At 41.0% G+C, this 16,455-nt stretch carries 13 protein-coding genes; 8 read left to right on the top strand and 5 right to left on the bottom strand.

What is annotated here, in order from left to right:
- Nucleotides 1–353 precede the first annotated feature (353 nt).
- Genes hemG through A923_RS0119835 form a run of 3 tightly spaced genes read right to left on the bottom strand, consistent with a single transcriptional unit; the run spans nt 354 to nt 2,981 of the window.
- Nucleotides 354–869, bottom strand: coding sequence for a menaquinone-dependent protoporphyrinogen IX dehydrogenase (gene hemG, locus A923_RS0119845; RefSeq protein ID WP_017223442.1), 516 nt, complete (start codon nt 867–869; stop codon nt 354–356).
- A 12-nt stretch (nt 870–881) separates the two neighbouring features.
- The gene (locus tag A923_RS0119840; protein WP_026006379.1) at nt 882–2,339 is read right to left on the bottom strand and encodes a TrkH family potassium uptake protein; all 1,458 of its coding nucleotides are present in this window, start codon (nt 2,337–2,339) and stop codon (nt 882–884) included.
- 21 nt (nt 2,340–2,360) lie between these two features.
- Nucleotides 2,361–2,981 carry a YigZ family protein gene (locus tag A923_RS0119835; protein ID WP_017223440.1) on the bottom strand — a complete coding sequence of 207 codons (621 nt, stop codon included), beginning with the start codon at nt 2,979–2,981 and terminating at the stop codon, nt 2,361–2,363.
- A 497-nt stretch (nt 2,982–3,478) separates the two neighbouring features.
- On the opposite strand from A923_RS0119835, the gene fadB reads away from it, so the two are divergent.
- The 6 genes from fadB (at nt 3,479) to yccS (ending at nt 12,601) form a co-directional block, all read left to right on the top strand.
- Complete coding sequence (gene fadB / locus A923_RS0119830; protein ID WP_017223439.1) at nt 3,479–5,623, top strand: fatty acid oxidation complex subunit alpha FadB; 2,145 nt, start codon at nt 3,479–3,481, stop codon at nt 5,621–5,623.
- A gap of 21 nt (nt 5,624–5,644) precedes the next feature.
- Nucleotides 5,645–6,814, top strand: coding sequence for an acetyl-CoA C-acyltransferase FadA (fadA, locus tag A923_RS0119825; RefSeq protein ID WP_017223438.1), 1,170 nt, complete (start codon nt 5,645–5,647; stop codon nt 6,812–6,814).
- A gap of 152 nt (nt 6,815–6,966) precedes the next feature.
- Nucleotides 6,967–7,680, top strand: coding sequence for a response regulator (locus A923_RS0119820; protein ID WP_017223437.1), 714 nt, complete (start codon nt 6,967–6,969; stop codon nt 7,678–7,680).
- Nucleotides 7,670–9,139, top strand: a complete 1,470-nt coding sequence (locus A923_RS0119815; protein ID WP_017223436.1) for an ATP-binding protein — start codon at nt 7,670–7,672, stop codon at nt 9,137–9,139. The genes A923_RS0119820 and A923_RS0119815 overlap by 11 nt, the downstream gene beginning before the upstream one ends.
- Nucleotides 9,136–10,404: an ABC transporter substrate-binding protein gene (locus tag A923_RS0119810; protein ID WP_017223435.1), complete on the top strand. Its 1,269-nt coding sequence runs from the start codon at nt 9,136–9,138 to the stop codon at nt 10,402–10,404. The genes A923_RS0119815 and A923_RS0119810 overlap by 4 nt, the downstream gene beginning before the upstream one ends.
- A gap of 40 nt (nt 10,405–10,444) precedes the next feature.
- Nucleotides 10,445–12,601, top strand: a complete 2,157-nt coding sequence (gene yccS / locus A923_RS0119805) for a YccS family putative transporter (RefSeq protein ID WP_017223434.1) — start codon at nt 10,445–10,447, stop codon at nt 12,599–12,601.
- A 57-nt stretch (nt 12,602–12,658) separates the two neighbouring features.
- Here the strand turns inward: yccS and A923_RS0119800 are convergent, their stop codons facing one another.
- Nucleotides 12,659–14,509, bottom strand: a complete 1,851-nt coding sequence (locus tag A923_RS0119800; protein ID WP_017223433.1) for a beta-ketoacyl synthase — start codon at nt 14,507–14,509, stop codon at nt 12,659–12,661.
- Between the two features lie 189 nt (nt 14,510–14,698).
- On the opposite strand from A923_RS0119800, the gene A923_RS0119795 reads away from it, so the two are divergent.
- Nucleotides 14,699–15,676 carry a GlxA family transcriptional regulator gene (locus A923_RS0119795; RefSeq protein WP_017223432.1) on the top strand — a complete coding sequence of 326 codons (978 nt, stop codon included), beginning with the start codon at nt 14,699–14,701 and terminating at the stop codon, nt 15,674–15,676.
- A gap of 63 nt (nt 15,677–15,739) precedes the next feature.
- Nucleotides 15,740–15,934, top strand: coding sequence for a (2Fe-2S)-binding protein (locus A923_RS0119790; protein ID WP_017223431.1), 195 nt, complete (start codon nt 15,740–15,742; stop codon nt 15,932–15,934).
- A 16-nt stretch (nt 15,935–15,950) separates the two neighbouring features.
- On the opposite strand, the gene bfr is transcribed toward A923_RS0119790, so the two are convergent.
- Nucleotides 15,951–16,418 (bottom strand): bacterioferritin, encoded by a 468-nt coding sequence (bfr, locus tag A923_RS0119785; RefSeq protein WP_017223430.1) that lies wholly within the window; start codon nt 16,416–16,418, stop codon nt 15,951–15,953.
- Between the last annotated feature and the right edge of the window lie 37 nt (nt 16,419–16,455).

Below are 16,455 nucleotides of genomic sequence, written 5' to 3'. Positions count from 1 at the left end.
GATATAATATTTGGTCATTATACCTCTGCAAGTGCTCACACAGATTGCTTGAATAAATTGTTAAAGAGCATACTGAACGACCGTTGCCGTGTCAGTGGGAGCGATTATAGACAACTCAGGTTTATTGGCAAGTAGTTTTGAAAATAAACATTATAAATAGCGTTCACTGTACAAAATTAGCACTAAAGCGTTTCTTTTCGATCTTTCTAGTATGCAAATACAGCAATGGCGTTGATACCACGCTAAATAATACAATGCTTTTACCAGCGACAACCTTAGCATTATAGGTTTATCACTAAACAGTGACATTAACCATCTCGAAAATATCACTTTTAGTACAGTTATAGCCTAACTTATAATGTTTTGGCAAAAGCGGTGACTTTAACCCAATCTGTAAACTCTATATCTTTGCTTTTATCCGTACTGCCACCGGTTATCTTCATAATCAGTTGAATGATGAGAGTCTGCCACCAGTTATACTTTGAGTACGACAGTGCGCCAGCAAAGACAGCTTGCTGTTTTGGTATCCAATCTGACTTAACTAAAAACGCCTGCATATATGCATTTGTTTCCGGCGTATTCTTCTCTGCCTTTCTTGCGGTTAAATTAACACAGAAAAAACCATTGTCTTTCGCTTCTAATTGCGCTTTATTAGCCGCTATAAATTTATAGAGTTTTTTATTCAAATGGCCATAACGTACAGATGCGCCAATAACTACCTTATCAAAGATAGCCATGTCGATATGTTGGCATTCATCAATACTCATCACTTCGCAAATATACTCATGAGCAATAGCCGCTTCGATTACTTTAATTATTTTGAGCGTTTGACCATCAACAGTCGAATACAGAACTAGCATTTTTTTCATTATAGGTTCCACTTAACTACGCCAGAAAGCTGGGGTAAATAAAATTAATAAGGTAAATACTTCTAAACGACCGAATAACATAGCAACCACTAAGATCCATTTAGCACTGTCATTCACGTCTCCAAAATGCACCGCAACTTGGCCAAGTCCTGGCCCTAAGTTATTTAACGTTGCTACGACAGCTGAAAATGCCGATAACTCATCCATTCCAGTTGCGATTAAAGCCAGCATACAAATAACAAATACTAAGGCGTATGCTGAAAAGAATCCCCAAACGGCATCGATAACACGATCGGGTAATACTTTCTTGCCTAACTTAATCTTGTAGACCGCACGTGGATGAACCAAACGCTTCATTTCACGCATACCTTGTAAATAAAGTAGCAGGATACGCACGACCTTCATGCCGCCACCGGTTGAACCAGCACAACCACCAATAAAGCTTGAGAATACTAATAGTACGGGTAAGAACAACGGCCAATCTTGGAAACTAGTCGTGGTAAAGCCTGCGGTAGTAGAAATAGACACAGCTTGGAACAATGCTTTATCCAATGCCATCTCAGGTGAATCATAGACACCTTTGGCGAGTAGTATAAAGAAGCAAATAGCAACTAGCGCCAATTGTACGAATAAAAAGGCCCGTAATTCTATATCACGAAAATACGTGCCTGGTTTAAAACCTTTAATAGAAAATGCAGCAAAATGTAGAGAGAAATTAATCCCCGCAATAATTAAGAACACCACAGTGATCATATTAATCACTGGACTATCAAAATGGCCCATACTACTGTCATGAGTAGAGAAACCACCAATCGCAATCGTTGAAAAACTATGTGAAATAGCATCAAATATCGTCATACCCGCCAGCCAAAATGCCATAGCGCAAAAAACTGTAAGGCATAAATAAATATACCAAAGTGCTTTCGCAGTCTCGGCAATTCGGGGGGTCATCTTCGAGTCTTTTACTGGCCCTGGGGTTTCAGCACGATACAACTGCATACCACCAATACCTAAAACAGGTAACACTGCGACAGCAAGAACAATGATTCCCATACCACCTAACCACTGTAGAAACTGGCGATAAAACAATAGCGCTTTGGGTAATTCATCCAGTCCAACAATAACGGTCGCGCCAGTTGTCGTTAAACCCGAAAAGGATTCAAAAAATGCCCCCGCAACACTGAGATTCGGTTGTTCAGAAAGAATAAAAGGTAAGGCACCGATACTACCCAGTACAGTCCAAAACAAAACCACAATTAAAAAGCCTTCTTTGGCCTTTAATTCTTTTTTATAATTACGGTTTTTGTACCATAAGATACTGCCTAATACGATGCAAAAAACAAACGAGTTAATGAAGACAAGACCACCACCATCCTTGTATATTGCCGCGATCAGTGCGGGGAATATCATCGTTACACTAAAAAGAGTAACCAATATCCCTACAATTCTTAAAATTGCCCTGAATTGCATTATTATTTTTATCCCTAAATATTAATCGACCACTTTGACATTAACTTGGCCATTGGTTTTATTTTTAACAGCTGTAATGAAGGCTTGAACATGCCTCGCATCAACATCAAGCTGCATGACGACTCGCTCACCATATTCAGCATGTCTTAATTTACCATTATATACTGAAAATAAACTCTCTATTGCTGCTATTTGGGCATAATCACATGTTAAGTTAAGTTCTGTATATATAAGACATTCAATCGGTTCTATTAACTTAAGTATTTGTTGCACACCGCCAGCATAAGCACGCACTAATCCGCCAGTGCCTAATTTAATACCACCATAATAACGCACAACAACAGCGGTCATTTCACCAACATCACTACCAAGTAAACAATTAAGGATAGGTTTGCCCGCAGTACCTGAAGGTTCACCGTCATCACTAAAACCATATTGCTGACCATCACTTGGTCTACCAGCAACAAACGCCCAACAGTGATGACGCGCACTAGGGTGCAGCGCTTTAATCTCCCGCACCAATTGCTCCGCCGCTTGGCGTCCTTTGGTCGGCGTAAGGTAAGTGATAAAACGGCTTTTTTTTATTTCTTCAGTGTATTCATAAGTCTGTTCTAAAACAAAATAAGGACTATTCGCTGTCATTTATATCCTGAGTATATTCTACTATAAAAGGTGAACATCACCATTCTACTGTTATATGCTTGTTGATAATAGCAGGTTCAGGATCACAATTTTTAAAAGTTAAGTGATGACCAATTTATCTTCATTAAACATTCATCAACAAACATCCAACAATTAAAAACAGTTGTAAGCTGAACACTTTACAGTTAATAAAACTCAATAAACCTAACAATAAGAAATTAAACACTTAAAAATCCCTTAAACTGAGTGCCGATAGTCAGTTTCAAAGGTAAATAAGTTATTTCGCTCGCATTATCTCGATCTTCATCTTGACGCCATTAATACTACTTAGTGACTAGTTGGTGGTAATCCGATCAAGAAAAAGTTAAACGGTCGTTTAAAATAAGTGTTGAAATATTGTGAAATTATCGACAGAATGAGATCAACCAGTACCCTACATAGCTGGTAAATAGCAAACGGAGCTGATGATCACCATCGCTTTAGCAAGGAGAAACGTAATGATTTACCAAGCCGAACAACTCTCGGTCACTCTATTAGAAGATGGCATCGCAGAATTAAAATATGACGCGAAAGGCCCTGTTAATAAATTTGATCAAGCAACATTACAAGCATTAACTGAAGCTGTAAAAGTATTACAGACTAATTCAGATATTAAAGGATTAATTCAAACATCAGGCAAAGGTGCATTCATCGTTGGCGCTGATATCACTGAATTCCTCGAGCTGTTTAAACTACCAGACGCTGAACTATTAGGTTGGTTGGAACAAGCAAATGCAGTATTCAATGCGATTGAAGACCTGCCATATCCAACAATCTCAGCAGTAAACGGTCATGCACTTGGCGGTGGCTGTGAAGCAATTCTAGCGACTGACTTCCGTGTTGCAGACACGACGGCACGTATCGGTTTACCTGAGACTAAATTAGGTATCATGCCTGGTTTCGGTGGCACAGTACGTTTACCACGTCTAATCGGCGCTGATAATGCCGTTGAGTGGATCACAACTGGTAAAGATTATAAAGCACCTGCGGCCCTTAAGTTTGGCACTGTAGATGCGGTTGTAGCACCCGAGAAATTACGTGATGCTGCACTATCTATGATTAAAGATGCGATTGCAGGCAAACTAGACTGGAAATCACGTCGTGCGCAAAAACAAGCGCCGTTAGGTCTAAATAAAATTGAAGCGACCATGAGTTTCTCTACTGCACTTGGTATGGTATACGCGAAAGCAGGTAAACATTACCCAGCACCAACGGCTGCAGTGAAGACAATTCAAGCAGCAGCAAGAATGGACCGTACCGGTGCACTTGGTGCAGAAGCAGCAACATTCATTAAACTTGCTAAAACAGATGCAGCACAAGCATTAGTTGGCCTATTCCTGAGCGACCAAGCACTAAAAGCTGGCGCAAAGAAAGCGGCAAAAGCAGGTAAAGCAACCAATAAAGCCGCTGTACTTGGCGCTGGTATCATGGGTGGCGGTATCGCTTACCAATCAGCAGTTAAAGGCACACCAGTTATCATGAAAGATATCAACGATGCTGCATTAGATCTTGGTATGGCGACAGCGTCTGGTTTATTAACAACGCAACTGAAACGCGGTCGTATTGACGGCGCTAAACTAGCGAAAGTTATTTCTTCAATCACGCCGACGCTAAGCTATAACTCAGTTGATGAAGCTGACATTATTGTTGAAGCGGTTGTTGAAAATCCAAAAATTAAAGCCGCAGTACTAGCTGAATTAGAAGATAATGTCAGTGCTGACACAGTCATTACGTCAAACACATCTACCATCCCAATTAATGTACTTGCGAAGAACTTAAAACGCCCAGAACAATTCTGTGGTATGCATTTCTTCAACCCTGTACACAAAATGCCATTAGTTGAAATCATCCGTGGTGAGAAATCATCAGATGAAACAATTGCGACGACTGTTGCATACGCAGCTAAAATGGGCAAAACGCCTATCGTTGTAAACGACTGCCCTGGTTTCTTTGTAAACCGTGTATTGTTCCCTTACTTCTTCGGATTCTCAAAATTAATCGCTGATGGCGCTGATTTTGTTGCTGTTGATAAAGTAATGGAAAAACAATTTGGTTGGCCAATGGGTCCAGCATATCTACTCGATGTTGTTGGTATTGATACTGGTCACCATGCCGCAGCTGTTATGGCTGAGGGTTTCCCTGAGCGTATGGCGAAAACAGGCAAAGATGCAATCGATGTGATGTTTGACGCGACACGTTATGGCCAGAAAAATGGTGTTGGTTTCTATTCTTATGCAAAAGACCGTCGTGGTCGCGTACAGAAAACACCAGAAGCGAAAAGCTATGAACTACTTGCTGAAGTCGCTGGCGAAAAAGCTGACTTCACTAAAGATGATATAATTGCTCGCTGTATGATCCCGATGATTAACGAAGTTGTTCGTTGTCTTGAAGAAGGTATTGTTGCTACACCTGGTGATGCTGATATGGCACTTATCTATGGTATTGGCTTCCCTCCATTCCGTGGTGGTGTATTCCGTTACCTAGATACTATGGGTCTAGATAAATACATTGAATTAGCAGATTCATTTGCTGATTTAGGACCACTTTACCAAGTAACTGATGGCTTGCGTCAACGCGCAGCTGACGGCAAAACTTTTTACTAAGACACGAACGAGGATAATAAAATGAGAGATGTAGTTGTAGTCGATTGTCTACGTACACCTATGGGTCGTTCTAAAGCCGGTGCATTCCGTCACGTTCGTGCTGAAGATCTATCTGCAAAATTAATGCGCGGCTTGCTTGACCGTAACCCTGAAGTTGATCCAAATGACATCGAAGATGTTTATTGGGGTTGTGTTCAGCAAACGCTAGAGCAAGGTTTTAATATCGCCCGTAATGCTTCATTACTTGCTGGTATTCCAATCACAGCAGGCGCAACAACCGTTAACCGCTTATGTGGTTCATCAATGCAAGCTATCCATGATGCTACACGTGCTATCGCAATGGGCGACGGCGATGTGATGATCATTGGTGGTGTTGAGCATATGGGTCACGTACCAATGAACCACGGTGTTGATTTCCACGTTGGTCTAGCTAAATCTACAGCTAAAGCAGCGGGTATGATGGGTCTAACGGCTGAAATGCTAGGTAAAATGCACGGCATTACACGTGAACAACAAGATGCATTTGCAGTACGTTCACACAAATTAGCACAAGCAGCGACTGTTTCAGGCCGTTTCAAACGTGAAATTCTACCTATTGAAGGTCACGATGCTGATGGTATTTTAAAATTGTATGATTTCGATGAAGTAATTCGTCCAGAAACAACAATGGAAAGCCTCGCAGGTTTACGTCCCGTATTTGATCCAGTAAACGGTACTGTAACTGCGGGTACTTCATCTGCATTATCAGATGGTGCTTCTGCAATGTTGCTGATGTCTGCAGACAAAGCCAAAGAACTGGGCCTTAAGCCTCGTGCTCGAGTTGTGTCTATGGCTGTTGCTGGCTGTGATCCATCAATCATGGGCTACGGTCCTGTACCTGCAACGAAGAAAGCGCTTAAGCGTGCAGGTCTAACGATTAACGATATCGATGTATTCGAATTAAACGAAGCATTCGCAGCCCAATCTTTACCTTGTGTTAAAGATCTTGGCTTAGAAGATGTTGTTGAGACTAAAATCAACCTTAACGGTGGTGCTATTTCATTAGGTCACCCACTCGGTTGTTCTGGTTCTCGTATTTCAACAACACTAGTCAACGAACTTGAAGTGCAAGGCGGCAGATACGGTCTAGCGACTATGTGTATCGGTCTTGGTCAAGGTATTGCGACTATCTTTGAGCGTATCGAAGACTAATAAAGACTGTACAAAAAATACGGTTATTTAATCTATATCAAGCCAACTATGACGATAGTTGGCTTTTTTATGTCTTCTTAAAATGTTCTTCTTGAAATTTCCCGCTCCAAGCTGTTCAATACACGTTACGCAATGTAAATAATGGATTGGGCATGAGCACAAAAAAGCAAATATTAGTCGTTGACGATGATGTTGAGATCAAAGAGTTACTCAGTGAATATCTCGACCAAGCTGGATTCTCAGTGCTAACCGCTGGCGAAGGCAAAGAAATGCAACGCGTATTAGCCACCAATACGCCCGATCTTATCGTCTTAGATGTGATGATGCCTGGCGATGATGGGTTTACCTTATGCCAAAAAATTCGTCGCACCTCGCAAGTGCCGATCATAATGCTCACCGCAAACTCCGATGAAGCCGACCGTATTGTCGGGCTCGAAATTGGCGCTGATGATTACATGGCGAAACCCTTTAGTCCTCGAGAGTTACTCGCACGTATCAAAGCTTTATTACGCCGTTCAAGTTATACCAAACCAACGCAAGGCCGCTATTTTATTTTTGCCAATTGGAAACTCGATACCTTAACACGCCAATTAATTAGCTTAACCGATAACAATGCGACGGAATTATCTGGCAGTGAATTTAATATGCTAAAACTGTTTGTGACCAATCCCAATCAAGTACTCGATCGAGATGCGCTTTCGGATGCAACCCGAGGTCGTGAAGCATTACCATTGGAGCGCGGTATTGATATTCAGCTTAGTCGTTTACGCCAAAAGCTCGGCGATAACAGTAAAAGTCCAACGTTAATAAAAACCATTCGCGGACGTGGTTATGTGTTGATCACCGAAGTCTCTTATGACGATTAAAGAACATATTTATCGCCAATTACCCAGTTCTTTGGTCTCGAGAATGTTATTACTAACGCTGTTATCAATCGTAACAGCGCAATTAATCTCAACCAGTATTTGGTATAACTTCAGTAAAGATCAGGAACTAGAAGGCTTAAAAAACACCTCAGAAGGTATGGCGCAAAATATCGCCTCAACCGCAACCTTCTTTAATTCTTTACCCTTGCAATATCGCCACATCGTCCTAGAACAATTACGCGATTTTGGTGGCAGTCGCTATTTTGTATCATTAAATGAAGTCGAAATTGATATCGACCCAGTTGAAAATAGCGAAATGAAACGCGTAGTACTCGATGAGTTTCAACGTGTGCTAGGTGACAAACTGGGCAATAATATCGTGATTAAAACCGAGTTTTCACATCCTAAAACCTTACACGTACTTAACAACGATACCCTACTATCGGAATTACCCCGCTCTTGGGCACATTATTCATTGACCTTAGAACCGCTAAATCCGCCAGTATTAGTAATACAAATGATGCTAGCACCAGATGAATGGCTATACATTGCGGCATTGTTACCCAGCCCTTACGTCTCACTTAATGACAATTTAGTCAGTAATGAACAACTATTTTTTATCTTTTTAATCACCGCCAATTTAATGTGGATGATTTACGTATTAGTAAGCTGGCAAACCAAACCGCTTAAAAAATTGGCCGCTGCGGCTGCAACATTAAGTCAAGATTTAGACCAGCCCTTACTCGCAGAAAAAGGAGCATCGGAATTAGTCATCGCCACCAAAGCATTTAACCGCATGCATTTACGTATTAAACGCTATATCGACGATCGCGAACGCTTATTTCGTTCCATCTCTCACGATTTAAAAACTCCCATCACTCGATTACGTTTACGCGCAGAATTACTTAATGATGATGCCAAGACAGCCAAGTTTAATAATGACCTCGACCAATTAGAAATGATGGTCAAGGGAGCGTTACAATGTGTAAAAGATACTGACATTCATGAGAACAATGCACAAATAGACATCCAAGAACTGCTTTATGAAATTACCGAACACCATAATCTCAATGAAGAAAAAGTCACGTTTGAATTCCCTAAAATTGAGATCCACTATCACGGTAAACCGTTAGCGATTAAACGCTGCTTAACCAACTTGGTTGAGAACGCGATCAAATATGGTGATTTTTTACATCTAATTATCGAGCAGCAACAAGAACATATCGTTATTTGTTTGATTGATTCCGGACCCGGTATTCCAGAAGACATGTTAGAAGATATATTTACGCCCTATACGCGCATTGCCCAGGACACTGATGGTTCCGGTTTAGGCTTAAGCATTGCCCGTAATATTGCCAGTGCCCATGGAGGTACATTGACCTTACATAATCGAGAAAATTCAGGACTTAAAGTTATCTTACGACTCCCGCATAAACCTTCATCACGAGCACAGTCATGAATATCATCATCCGTAATCGCATCCCACGACTGTTTATATTATTGAATATTTTATTCATATTTCCCGCCTCAGCAAGCCAAGTAGAAGTATTACATTGGTGGACTTCAGGGGGAGAACTTGATGCCCTCAGTGAGTTACAAGAGAAAGTCGAAGAAACCGATAATACCTGGCTAGACTTTGCGATTAAAGGTGGCGGTGGTAACAGTGCCTTAACGGTATTACGCTCGCGAGCTGTGTCTGGTAATCCGCCAACAGCCGCGTTAATTAAGGGCCACAATATTCAAGAGTGGGCCAAATTAGGTTTCCTTACTTCGCTCGACGATATTGCCAAGCGTGAAGAATGGGACAGTAAACTGCCTGAGTTCATTAAACCAGTGATGAAATATAAAGGTCACTATGTTGCGGTGCCGATTAATATACATCGCATTAATTGGTTATGGCTGAACCAAGCAGTATTCGAGCAAGCCAAAATTGCGATACCGACCGATTTAAATGAACTGATCACTGCACTACCACTATTGGAAGCCGCTGGATATTTACCAATAGCTCACACCTCAGAGCCATGGGCTGATGCGATCTTATTTGAGTCCATTAGTTTATCCATACTGGGGGCAGAGCAATACAAGCAAGCCTTTGTCGAACTCAATCCGCAAGTACTCACTTCACCAGCTATGATCAACGCCTTTGCTCAACTACGAAAAGTATCGTTATATATTGATAAAAATGCCAAAAATCGCACTTGGGAACAATCAACCAAACTGCTTATTGACGACCAAGCTGCAATACAAATAATGGGAGATTGGGTTGCTGGTAAATTACTGCAAGAAAAGCAGCAGTTAAATACCAAGATCCGCTGTATCGAATTTCCAGGCAGTGAAGGTATATTTAGCTACAACGTCGATAGTTTTGCTTTTTTCAAATTAAAAAGTGTCTCTCCAGACGTTAAAAAAGCGCAGAATACCTTAGCAAGCATCATCTTAACCCCCGAGTTACAACGTGATTTCAATGCCAAGAAAGGGTCATTACCGATAGTCAACACGATGGATAATAACAACTTAAATACCTGCAGCAAGCAAGCATATAACGACTATCAACAAGCCACAAAAAACCATACGTTAGTGCCGACATTCTCACAAGCAATGGCAACCACAACCTATGTGCAATCAGCAATAACCCAGGTTATTAGTAATTTCATTTATGACAAAAGCATCAGCAATGAAGCCGCTGTTGTCCAATTAACTAACGCGATAAAAGCAGCACAATAGCCATGATGATTTACCTCACCTTATTTGGAGCGCCTTACACATGCTGATATTATGGCAAAAGCTGACTTATTTGACCGCCAACAGTAATTTCTTTATTGCCTTAAAAGCATTTCTAGCTTCAATTACATTACTGATCCCGGGTTACTTCCTGGGTTTTTCTGAACTTGCAGTGACCGCAGTACTGGGTATTGTAGCGGCTGTTATTTCTGAGGGTGACGACAGTATTAAGCAGCGTATTATCAATAGCTTGTTAGCGCTTGTTTGTTTTACTTTATCCTCGTTATTAGTCAGTTTATTATTCCCCTACCCACTGCTATTTTTACTGGGCAGCTGCCTGTTTAGCTTTGCGATCATTATTTTAGGCTCGTTAGGTAAGCGTTATGTCACCATCAGTTTTGCGACGTTGATGATTGCCGTTTATACCATGCTCAGCTTAAGCCATGATGCTGAATCGGCAACGGCACTTAGCGGCAATGATTTTAATCTCAACTCATTGTTACTTATTGCGGGTGCAGCATGGTACTTCATCATCTCGACGGTACTGCTTAAGGTCACTTTATATAATCCGATCCGCGAACGATTAGCCGATATTTATTTTTCTTTAGGCTTATATCAACAAGAAAAATCGAAGTTTTTTTCTCAAGCTAACGATGATCATAAAACCATTCGCCATACCTTATCGACCTTGAATATTAATATAGTCAATGCAATGTCCGAGTGTCGAACCAATATCGATTACCATGTCGGTGAAAAAGATATTTCTCATGAACTCCAGCACTTGATCCATCTTTATCAAGAAGCCCAAGAACTGCATGAAAAAATGACCTCGAGCCATTTTCATTATGGGTCGTTAAAACGTAATTTGAATAATGATTTAATTATTGCTGGTTTCGAACAAGTACTAAAACAACTTGCCAGCGCCTGTACCCAACGTGGTCACGCAACGTTATACAAGCAAGCTTATCAACATGATCATGGCTTAACTTGGTCATTAGCCATTTTAAAACAAGAATTACTGACATTAGAAACATCGTTGGAATGGCAACTCTTTGGCCCTTTAAAACTGTTATTTCGGAATTTACGTAAAGCCGATGAATTATTAATTAACAGCGAACCGCAAAACGATCAAGCGTTCTTAGTCATGGCACCACGTGAACAACTGCCGGTAATACAGCGCCTCAGTAATGCCTTACACTTATCGAGTCCAGTACTTCGTCACGCGATCCGTTTAACCTTAGGTATAGCCTTAGGCATTGGTATTATTTTAGCGTCTGATTTGCATGGTTACTGGGTGGTATTAACAACATTATTTGTACTACAGCCGAGTTACAGCGCCACGCGAGTAAAACTAAAACAACGTATAAGTGGCACACTGATGGGCATTATTATAGGGGCAACCTTGCTGTACCTGTTCCCAACAGAGCGCAGCCAATTATTTTTATTAGCGATATCGGCATTTCTGTTCTTTTACTATTTACGTCAAAATTACAGTCGAGCAGTGACCTATATTACCTTACTGGTATTATTGGCATTTAATGTACTCTACCAACAAGGTTACGTCGTTACGATACCGCGGATCATAGATACCTTAACCGGTTGTAGTATTGCGTTCTTACTCGCTAAGTTAGTACTCCCTAACTGGCAGTATAAGCAATTCCCTAAATACTTAGTCGAAGCAATTACCGCTAACCAAAACTATTTCCACGAGATCATTAAGCAATACGAGTCAGGTAAAAATAATGATTTACCCTACCGAGTCTCTCGTCGTCAAGCCTATGTTGCCGACAGTCACTTGATCGCGTCGTGGAAAGACATGCAAGTTGAACCCAACGATAAACGCCATAAACTAAATCACGTTTACGATATTTCACGTCGTAACCATGCCATGTTATCGGCATTGTCCGCGTTAGGCGTACACAGAAATAAAATTATTGATCCGCAATTACAGCAGGATTTAGCCTTGGTAGCACAACTCATTAGCAGTGCGCTAGAACAAACACAAAGTACAATTTTATCGCCAGTTAACGTCGATAAAGCTTATATTAGTGAGATCGAAGCATTACTGAAACGCTATGAAAATGATGGCCATAAACATACATTATTATTAATTCAGAAGCTGAAGCAAATAGTAGAGATAACGGAAGAATTACAAGTGATGGCAGATGATATGAATCTAGTCGTATATCCCCATGCATAAGGGGATAAACCAACTCACGATTATAGCGGTTCAGCGATAATCGTGAGTTTAATCGTACTAGCTATAATCTTGATATGGATTACTTTGTGCTAACTTGATGGCGTTTGCAAAACCTTGTAAACGCACTTCTTCTGTACTGATGTTAACGCCAGTTTCATCAATCACCGCATTACCAAATGCATAACGGATTTTTTCATCACCCGCGCAAGCATTGCGATCAGCTGTTGCTGCCGTTTGTTGGATTTGGTTGTTCTTTTCTTGGTAAGCATTCACTACTGACGCACCGTACTTAGCTTCAAGCATCAGCAAGGTTTGTTGAGGAGATAATACCAAGCCAGTCGCGTTATTACCGCCAAACCCTTTCGCATTCAACAATACCGCTTTCATCTCTTGGCCTTTATCGCCAACAAACTGATGGTCAGTTAAAATATTAAGGTGAGCTTGATGAACATCATCGGCAATATGATCGATGGTTTTAATACCCGGGATCCAACCATGCTGCCATACACCAAGCGATGCAACTAATTGATCGCCCGCTGCAGCGCCCATTGAATGACCAACATATGATTTAATTGCCGTAACAGGCCAATTGGTAATATTAAAGCTAGCCGCAACTTCACTCAAAATATGACTTTCAGTAACGCGGTTTTGTGGTGTGCCCGTGCCGTGCGCTTGAACAAAAGTATGCTGTAAACCACCTTCGCCTAAAATCGCTTTCGCTAATGCCGTCGCTTTCGCCACTGTCACGTAGTTACCGATACCCGGTGCTGAAATTGATTTTTTATTGGCGTCGGCATTAATGAATACATCGGCAACAGAACCGTAAATGGTCACGCCTAACTCTAAGGCCAATTCATCATCCATCAACACCACAAATTGTGCTGATTCCGCCATGGTAAAGCCAGCGTTAGATGAAAATGGACGACAAGCACGGCGATTGTCCACGCTATCACTGCTATCCAATGCTTTAAGTTGATCATCTTCAGCTAATGCACCCATCACGCGGAAACCTTCCATCACCCCCGTTTCAACAGGTGCTTCAGCGTTACCCACGATAGCAACTTTTGACTTGCCAGATTGGATATCTAACATACCTTGACGCAAGTTATACAGGAAGCTAGCACAAGCGCCCATATTCGTTCCCGTCGTACCCGCACTGTTGATCACGTAGCTATTAATAAAGTCAGCAGGCATTTCTGCTAACGCCATCGCCATCATTTTGGTACTAACACGACCACCTTTGAAATAAGCAGACAGCATACCGCCAAATGAGTTTTCATCCACTTGACCAAGCGCACTACCAGCATAAACAGAGACTTCATCTGGATTAATTAATTTAAGGATTGAATCCCAATCGACACCCAATGAGTTAAGCGCATCTGACGCGCCGTATACCGTTAGCTTTAAACCACGTGGATGTGAGCGAGAATTATATAATTTATCTAAATCAAAACCGGTGGGAATATTACCCGCACTTGATACCGGATAATCGATAGCATCATTAATTAACACATCAAAGTCACCTTCTACAGTCACCATCACGGTTTTATTATCAATATCAGTAAGTGACCAATTCGCTGGGATTGTATGTGGCAATTTCGATTTTTTTAATTGAAATGTAATTGGCTCAGCACCTGCCGTTAACTTGGCTTTACGCTGAAAAGGCACCGCTTTTGGATCAAATGTGGTGGTACGTCGCACTAAGGTACCCGCTTTAATTTGCGCAATAACATCAGCATTAATATCGCTCGCATCAAGTCCCATACGCTGAGCGAGATCTTGCCACGTACTAGCCATGACATCATCTTGCAGCGCATCACACACTAAACGTTTATAACTGTGGAAACCAGAACTACGTCCAGCTGCATTAATACCACCCAAACCAACAATTAACGGTAACTTTGCCATTTTATTACATCTCATTCGAATCTAAGCTATTGCTAGCTAGTCTAGCAAGTTATACTAACAATACACTTTCAACTGTGCCAATAACCCTGACTAACATGCCAACACAGTTTTTAAGCCTATAAAAACAAAGCCTAGAACCATAAACAAATAAATAGACTCAATTTACAACACCCAGAATCGGAGCTTGATGTGAAAATTGGATTTGTACTATATGATAAAGCGTTAGTCACTGGCATCTCCTTAGCGGCTGAAATGCTGTCGGGTGCATCACGTTTACGCGATCGAAAAACGCAGCATCAAGATCCGTTAGAGATAAAATTAATTTCGACCAGTTTAGACGCTAAGTCGCTCACGGCCGGATTACGCTTACAACCCGACCTCACCTTTGAGTGTGAACAAGATTTTGATCTTGTTATCTTTCCACCAATGTGGGGAAACCCTTTAGTATCAATTATTAAACACCCTGAAGTTATTCCTTGGTTACATCAGCAATATAATAAGGGAGCCAAAATTCTATCAACAGGTACTGGCGTTTGTTGGTTAGCTGAAGCGGGATTACTTGATGGATTGCCCGCAACCACTCATTGGTATTTTTACGACCAATTTAGCCAACACTATCCACAAGTAAAACTAAATCGCCAAGCCTCCATCACGGCTGCAAATGGCTTATATTGTGCAGGTAGTATTAACTCACAGTCAGAAATGATGTTGTTCTTGATTAACGAAATGTTTGGCAAGAAGATCGCCAGCGTCATTGAAAATCATTTTTCTCATGAAATATCACGGACTGAGCAACAACCTTTCTACCAAATAGGCGGGCAAATACAATTTGATGAATCGATTGCCCTCGCGCAAGATTGGATGCAACGCAACATGGCGAAAGTGATCACCAATCAAATGGTGGCTGATGTATGCCAATTACCACTGCGTACTTTCAACCGTCGCTTCAAAGAACAGGTAGGACAAACCCCAAATCAGTTTTTGTTAACGCTGAGATTAGAAACCGCACAAGTATTATTACGCGACTTTGGTCTGACGATGTGCGATGTAGCCGAGCAAGTGGGTTTTCGTGATGCTTATTATTTCAAAAAGAAATTCGAACAACACTTTGATATGGCTCCAAAACAATACCGCGACATGGTAAAAGCCAAAGTTTTTGCCGTTTAGCGGCTTGATAATCATTCTCATTCATATTAACATCGGCGTAAATTCAAAACGGAGTGGTTATTTATGTACGTATGCATTTGTCGCGGAATTACCGATAAGCAATTAATTAATAGCATTGATGAAGGGGCTACCACGATGAAAGCGCTAAGTACTAAGCATGGTATCGGCAGTCAATGTGGTAAATGCTGTCAGTGTGCGAAAAAAATTTTAAACCAAACCTTAATCAAACAAGCACAACAACAGCCAATGGTCGCTTAAACACATCAACCATTATTCACGACATCTGAGACTGTAAGTAGTTATCTAAACCAGCATGACGGATCAAATATTCTTGGCTTTCAATCCAATCAATTTGTTCTTCGACTTCTTCCAATATGTCAGCAGCCAAATCTCGACTAATATAATCCTGACTTTTTTCACATTCGGCAATAAGGGTTTGTAATACCCCCCTTATATTCAACTCAAGTTCCATATTAAGGTGTAACATTTCCGGCGCATCCTCGCCAATCGCCAGCCGCCCTAAATCTTGTAAATTAGGCAAACCTTGTAAAAATAGGATCCGATTAATAAATTTATCCGCTTGTTTCATTTTTAAAATAGATTGTTTGTAGTCAGCCTTATCAAGCTGTTCCAATCCCCAATTTCGGTACATACGCGCATGCAAAAAATATTGATTAATCGCGACTAACTTACAGGCCAGCGCTTTATTTAATAAGGTCAAAATATGATGTTCGCCTTGCATAAACAGTTCCTTAATCATGGTTTATCTGTAACGACGT

Source organism: Moritella dasanensis ArB 0140 (assembly GCF_000276805.1).
In the GTDB taxonomy this organism is placed as follows: domain Bacteria; phylum Pseudomonadota; class Gammaproteobacteria; order Enterobacterales; family Moritellaceae; genus Moritella; species Moritella dasanensis.
Note: the sequence above shows the minus strand (reverse complement) of the source record. Positions and strands in the feature narration are given on the sequence as shown.

Coding starts and splice junctions, on each gene's coding strand:
- fadB (WP_017223439.1), top strand. CDS start 3,479: ATGATTTACCAAGCCGAACAACTCTCGGTCACTCTATTAGAAGATGGC.
- A923_RS0119815 (WP_017223436.1), top strand. CDS start 7,670: ATGACGATTAAAGAACATATTTATCGCCAATTACCCAGTTCTTTGGTC.
- bfr (WP_017223430.1), bottom strand. CDS start 16,418: ATGCAAGGCGAACATCATATTTTGACCTTATTAAATAAAGCGCTGGCC.
- A923_RS0119820 (WP_017223437.1), top strand. CDS start 6,967: ATGAGCACAAAAAAGCAAATATTAGTCGTTGACGATGATGTTGAGATC.
- A923_RS0119840 (WP_026006379.1), bottom strand. CDS start 2,339: ATGCAATTCAGGGCAATTTTAAGAATTGTAGGGATATTGGTTACTCTT.
- A923_RS0119810 (WP_017223435.1), top strand. CDS start 9,136: ATGAATATCATCATCCGTAATCGCATCCCACGACTGTTTATATTATTG.
- A923_RS0119800 (WP_017223433.1), bottom strand. CDS start 14,509: ATGGCAAAGTTACCGTTAATTGTTGGTTTGGGTGGTATTAATGCAGCT.
- A923_RS0119790 (WP_017223431.1), top strand. CDS start 15,740: ATGTACGTATGCATTTGTCGCGGAATTACCGATAAGCAATTAATTAAT.
- A923_RS0119835 (WP_017223440.1), bottom strand. CDS start 2,981: ATGACAGCGAATAGTCCTTATTTTGTTTTAGAACAGACTTATGAATAC.
- fadA (WP_017223438.1), top strand. CDS start 5,645: ATGAGAGATGTAGTTGTAGTCGATTGTCTACGTACACCTATGGGTCGT.
- hemG (WP_017223442.1), bottom strand. CDS start 869: ATGAAAAAAATGCTAGTTCTGTATTCGACTGTTGATGGTCAAACGCTC.
- yccS (WP_017223434.1), top strand. CDS start 10,445: ATGCTGATATTATGGCAAAAGCTGACTTATTTGACCGCCAACAGTAAT.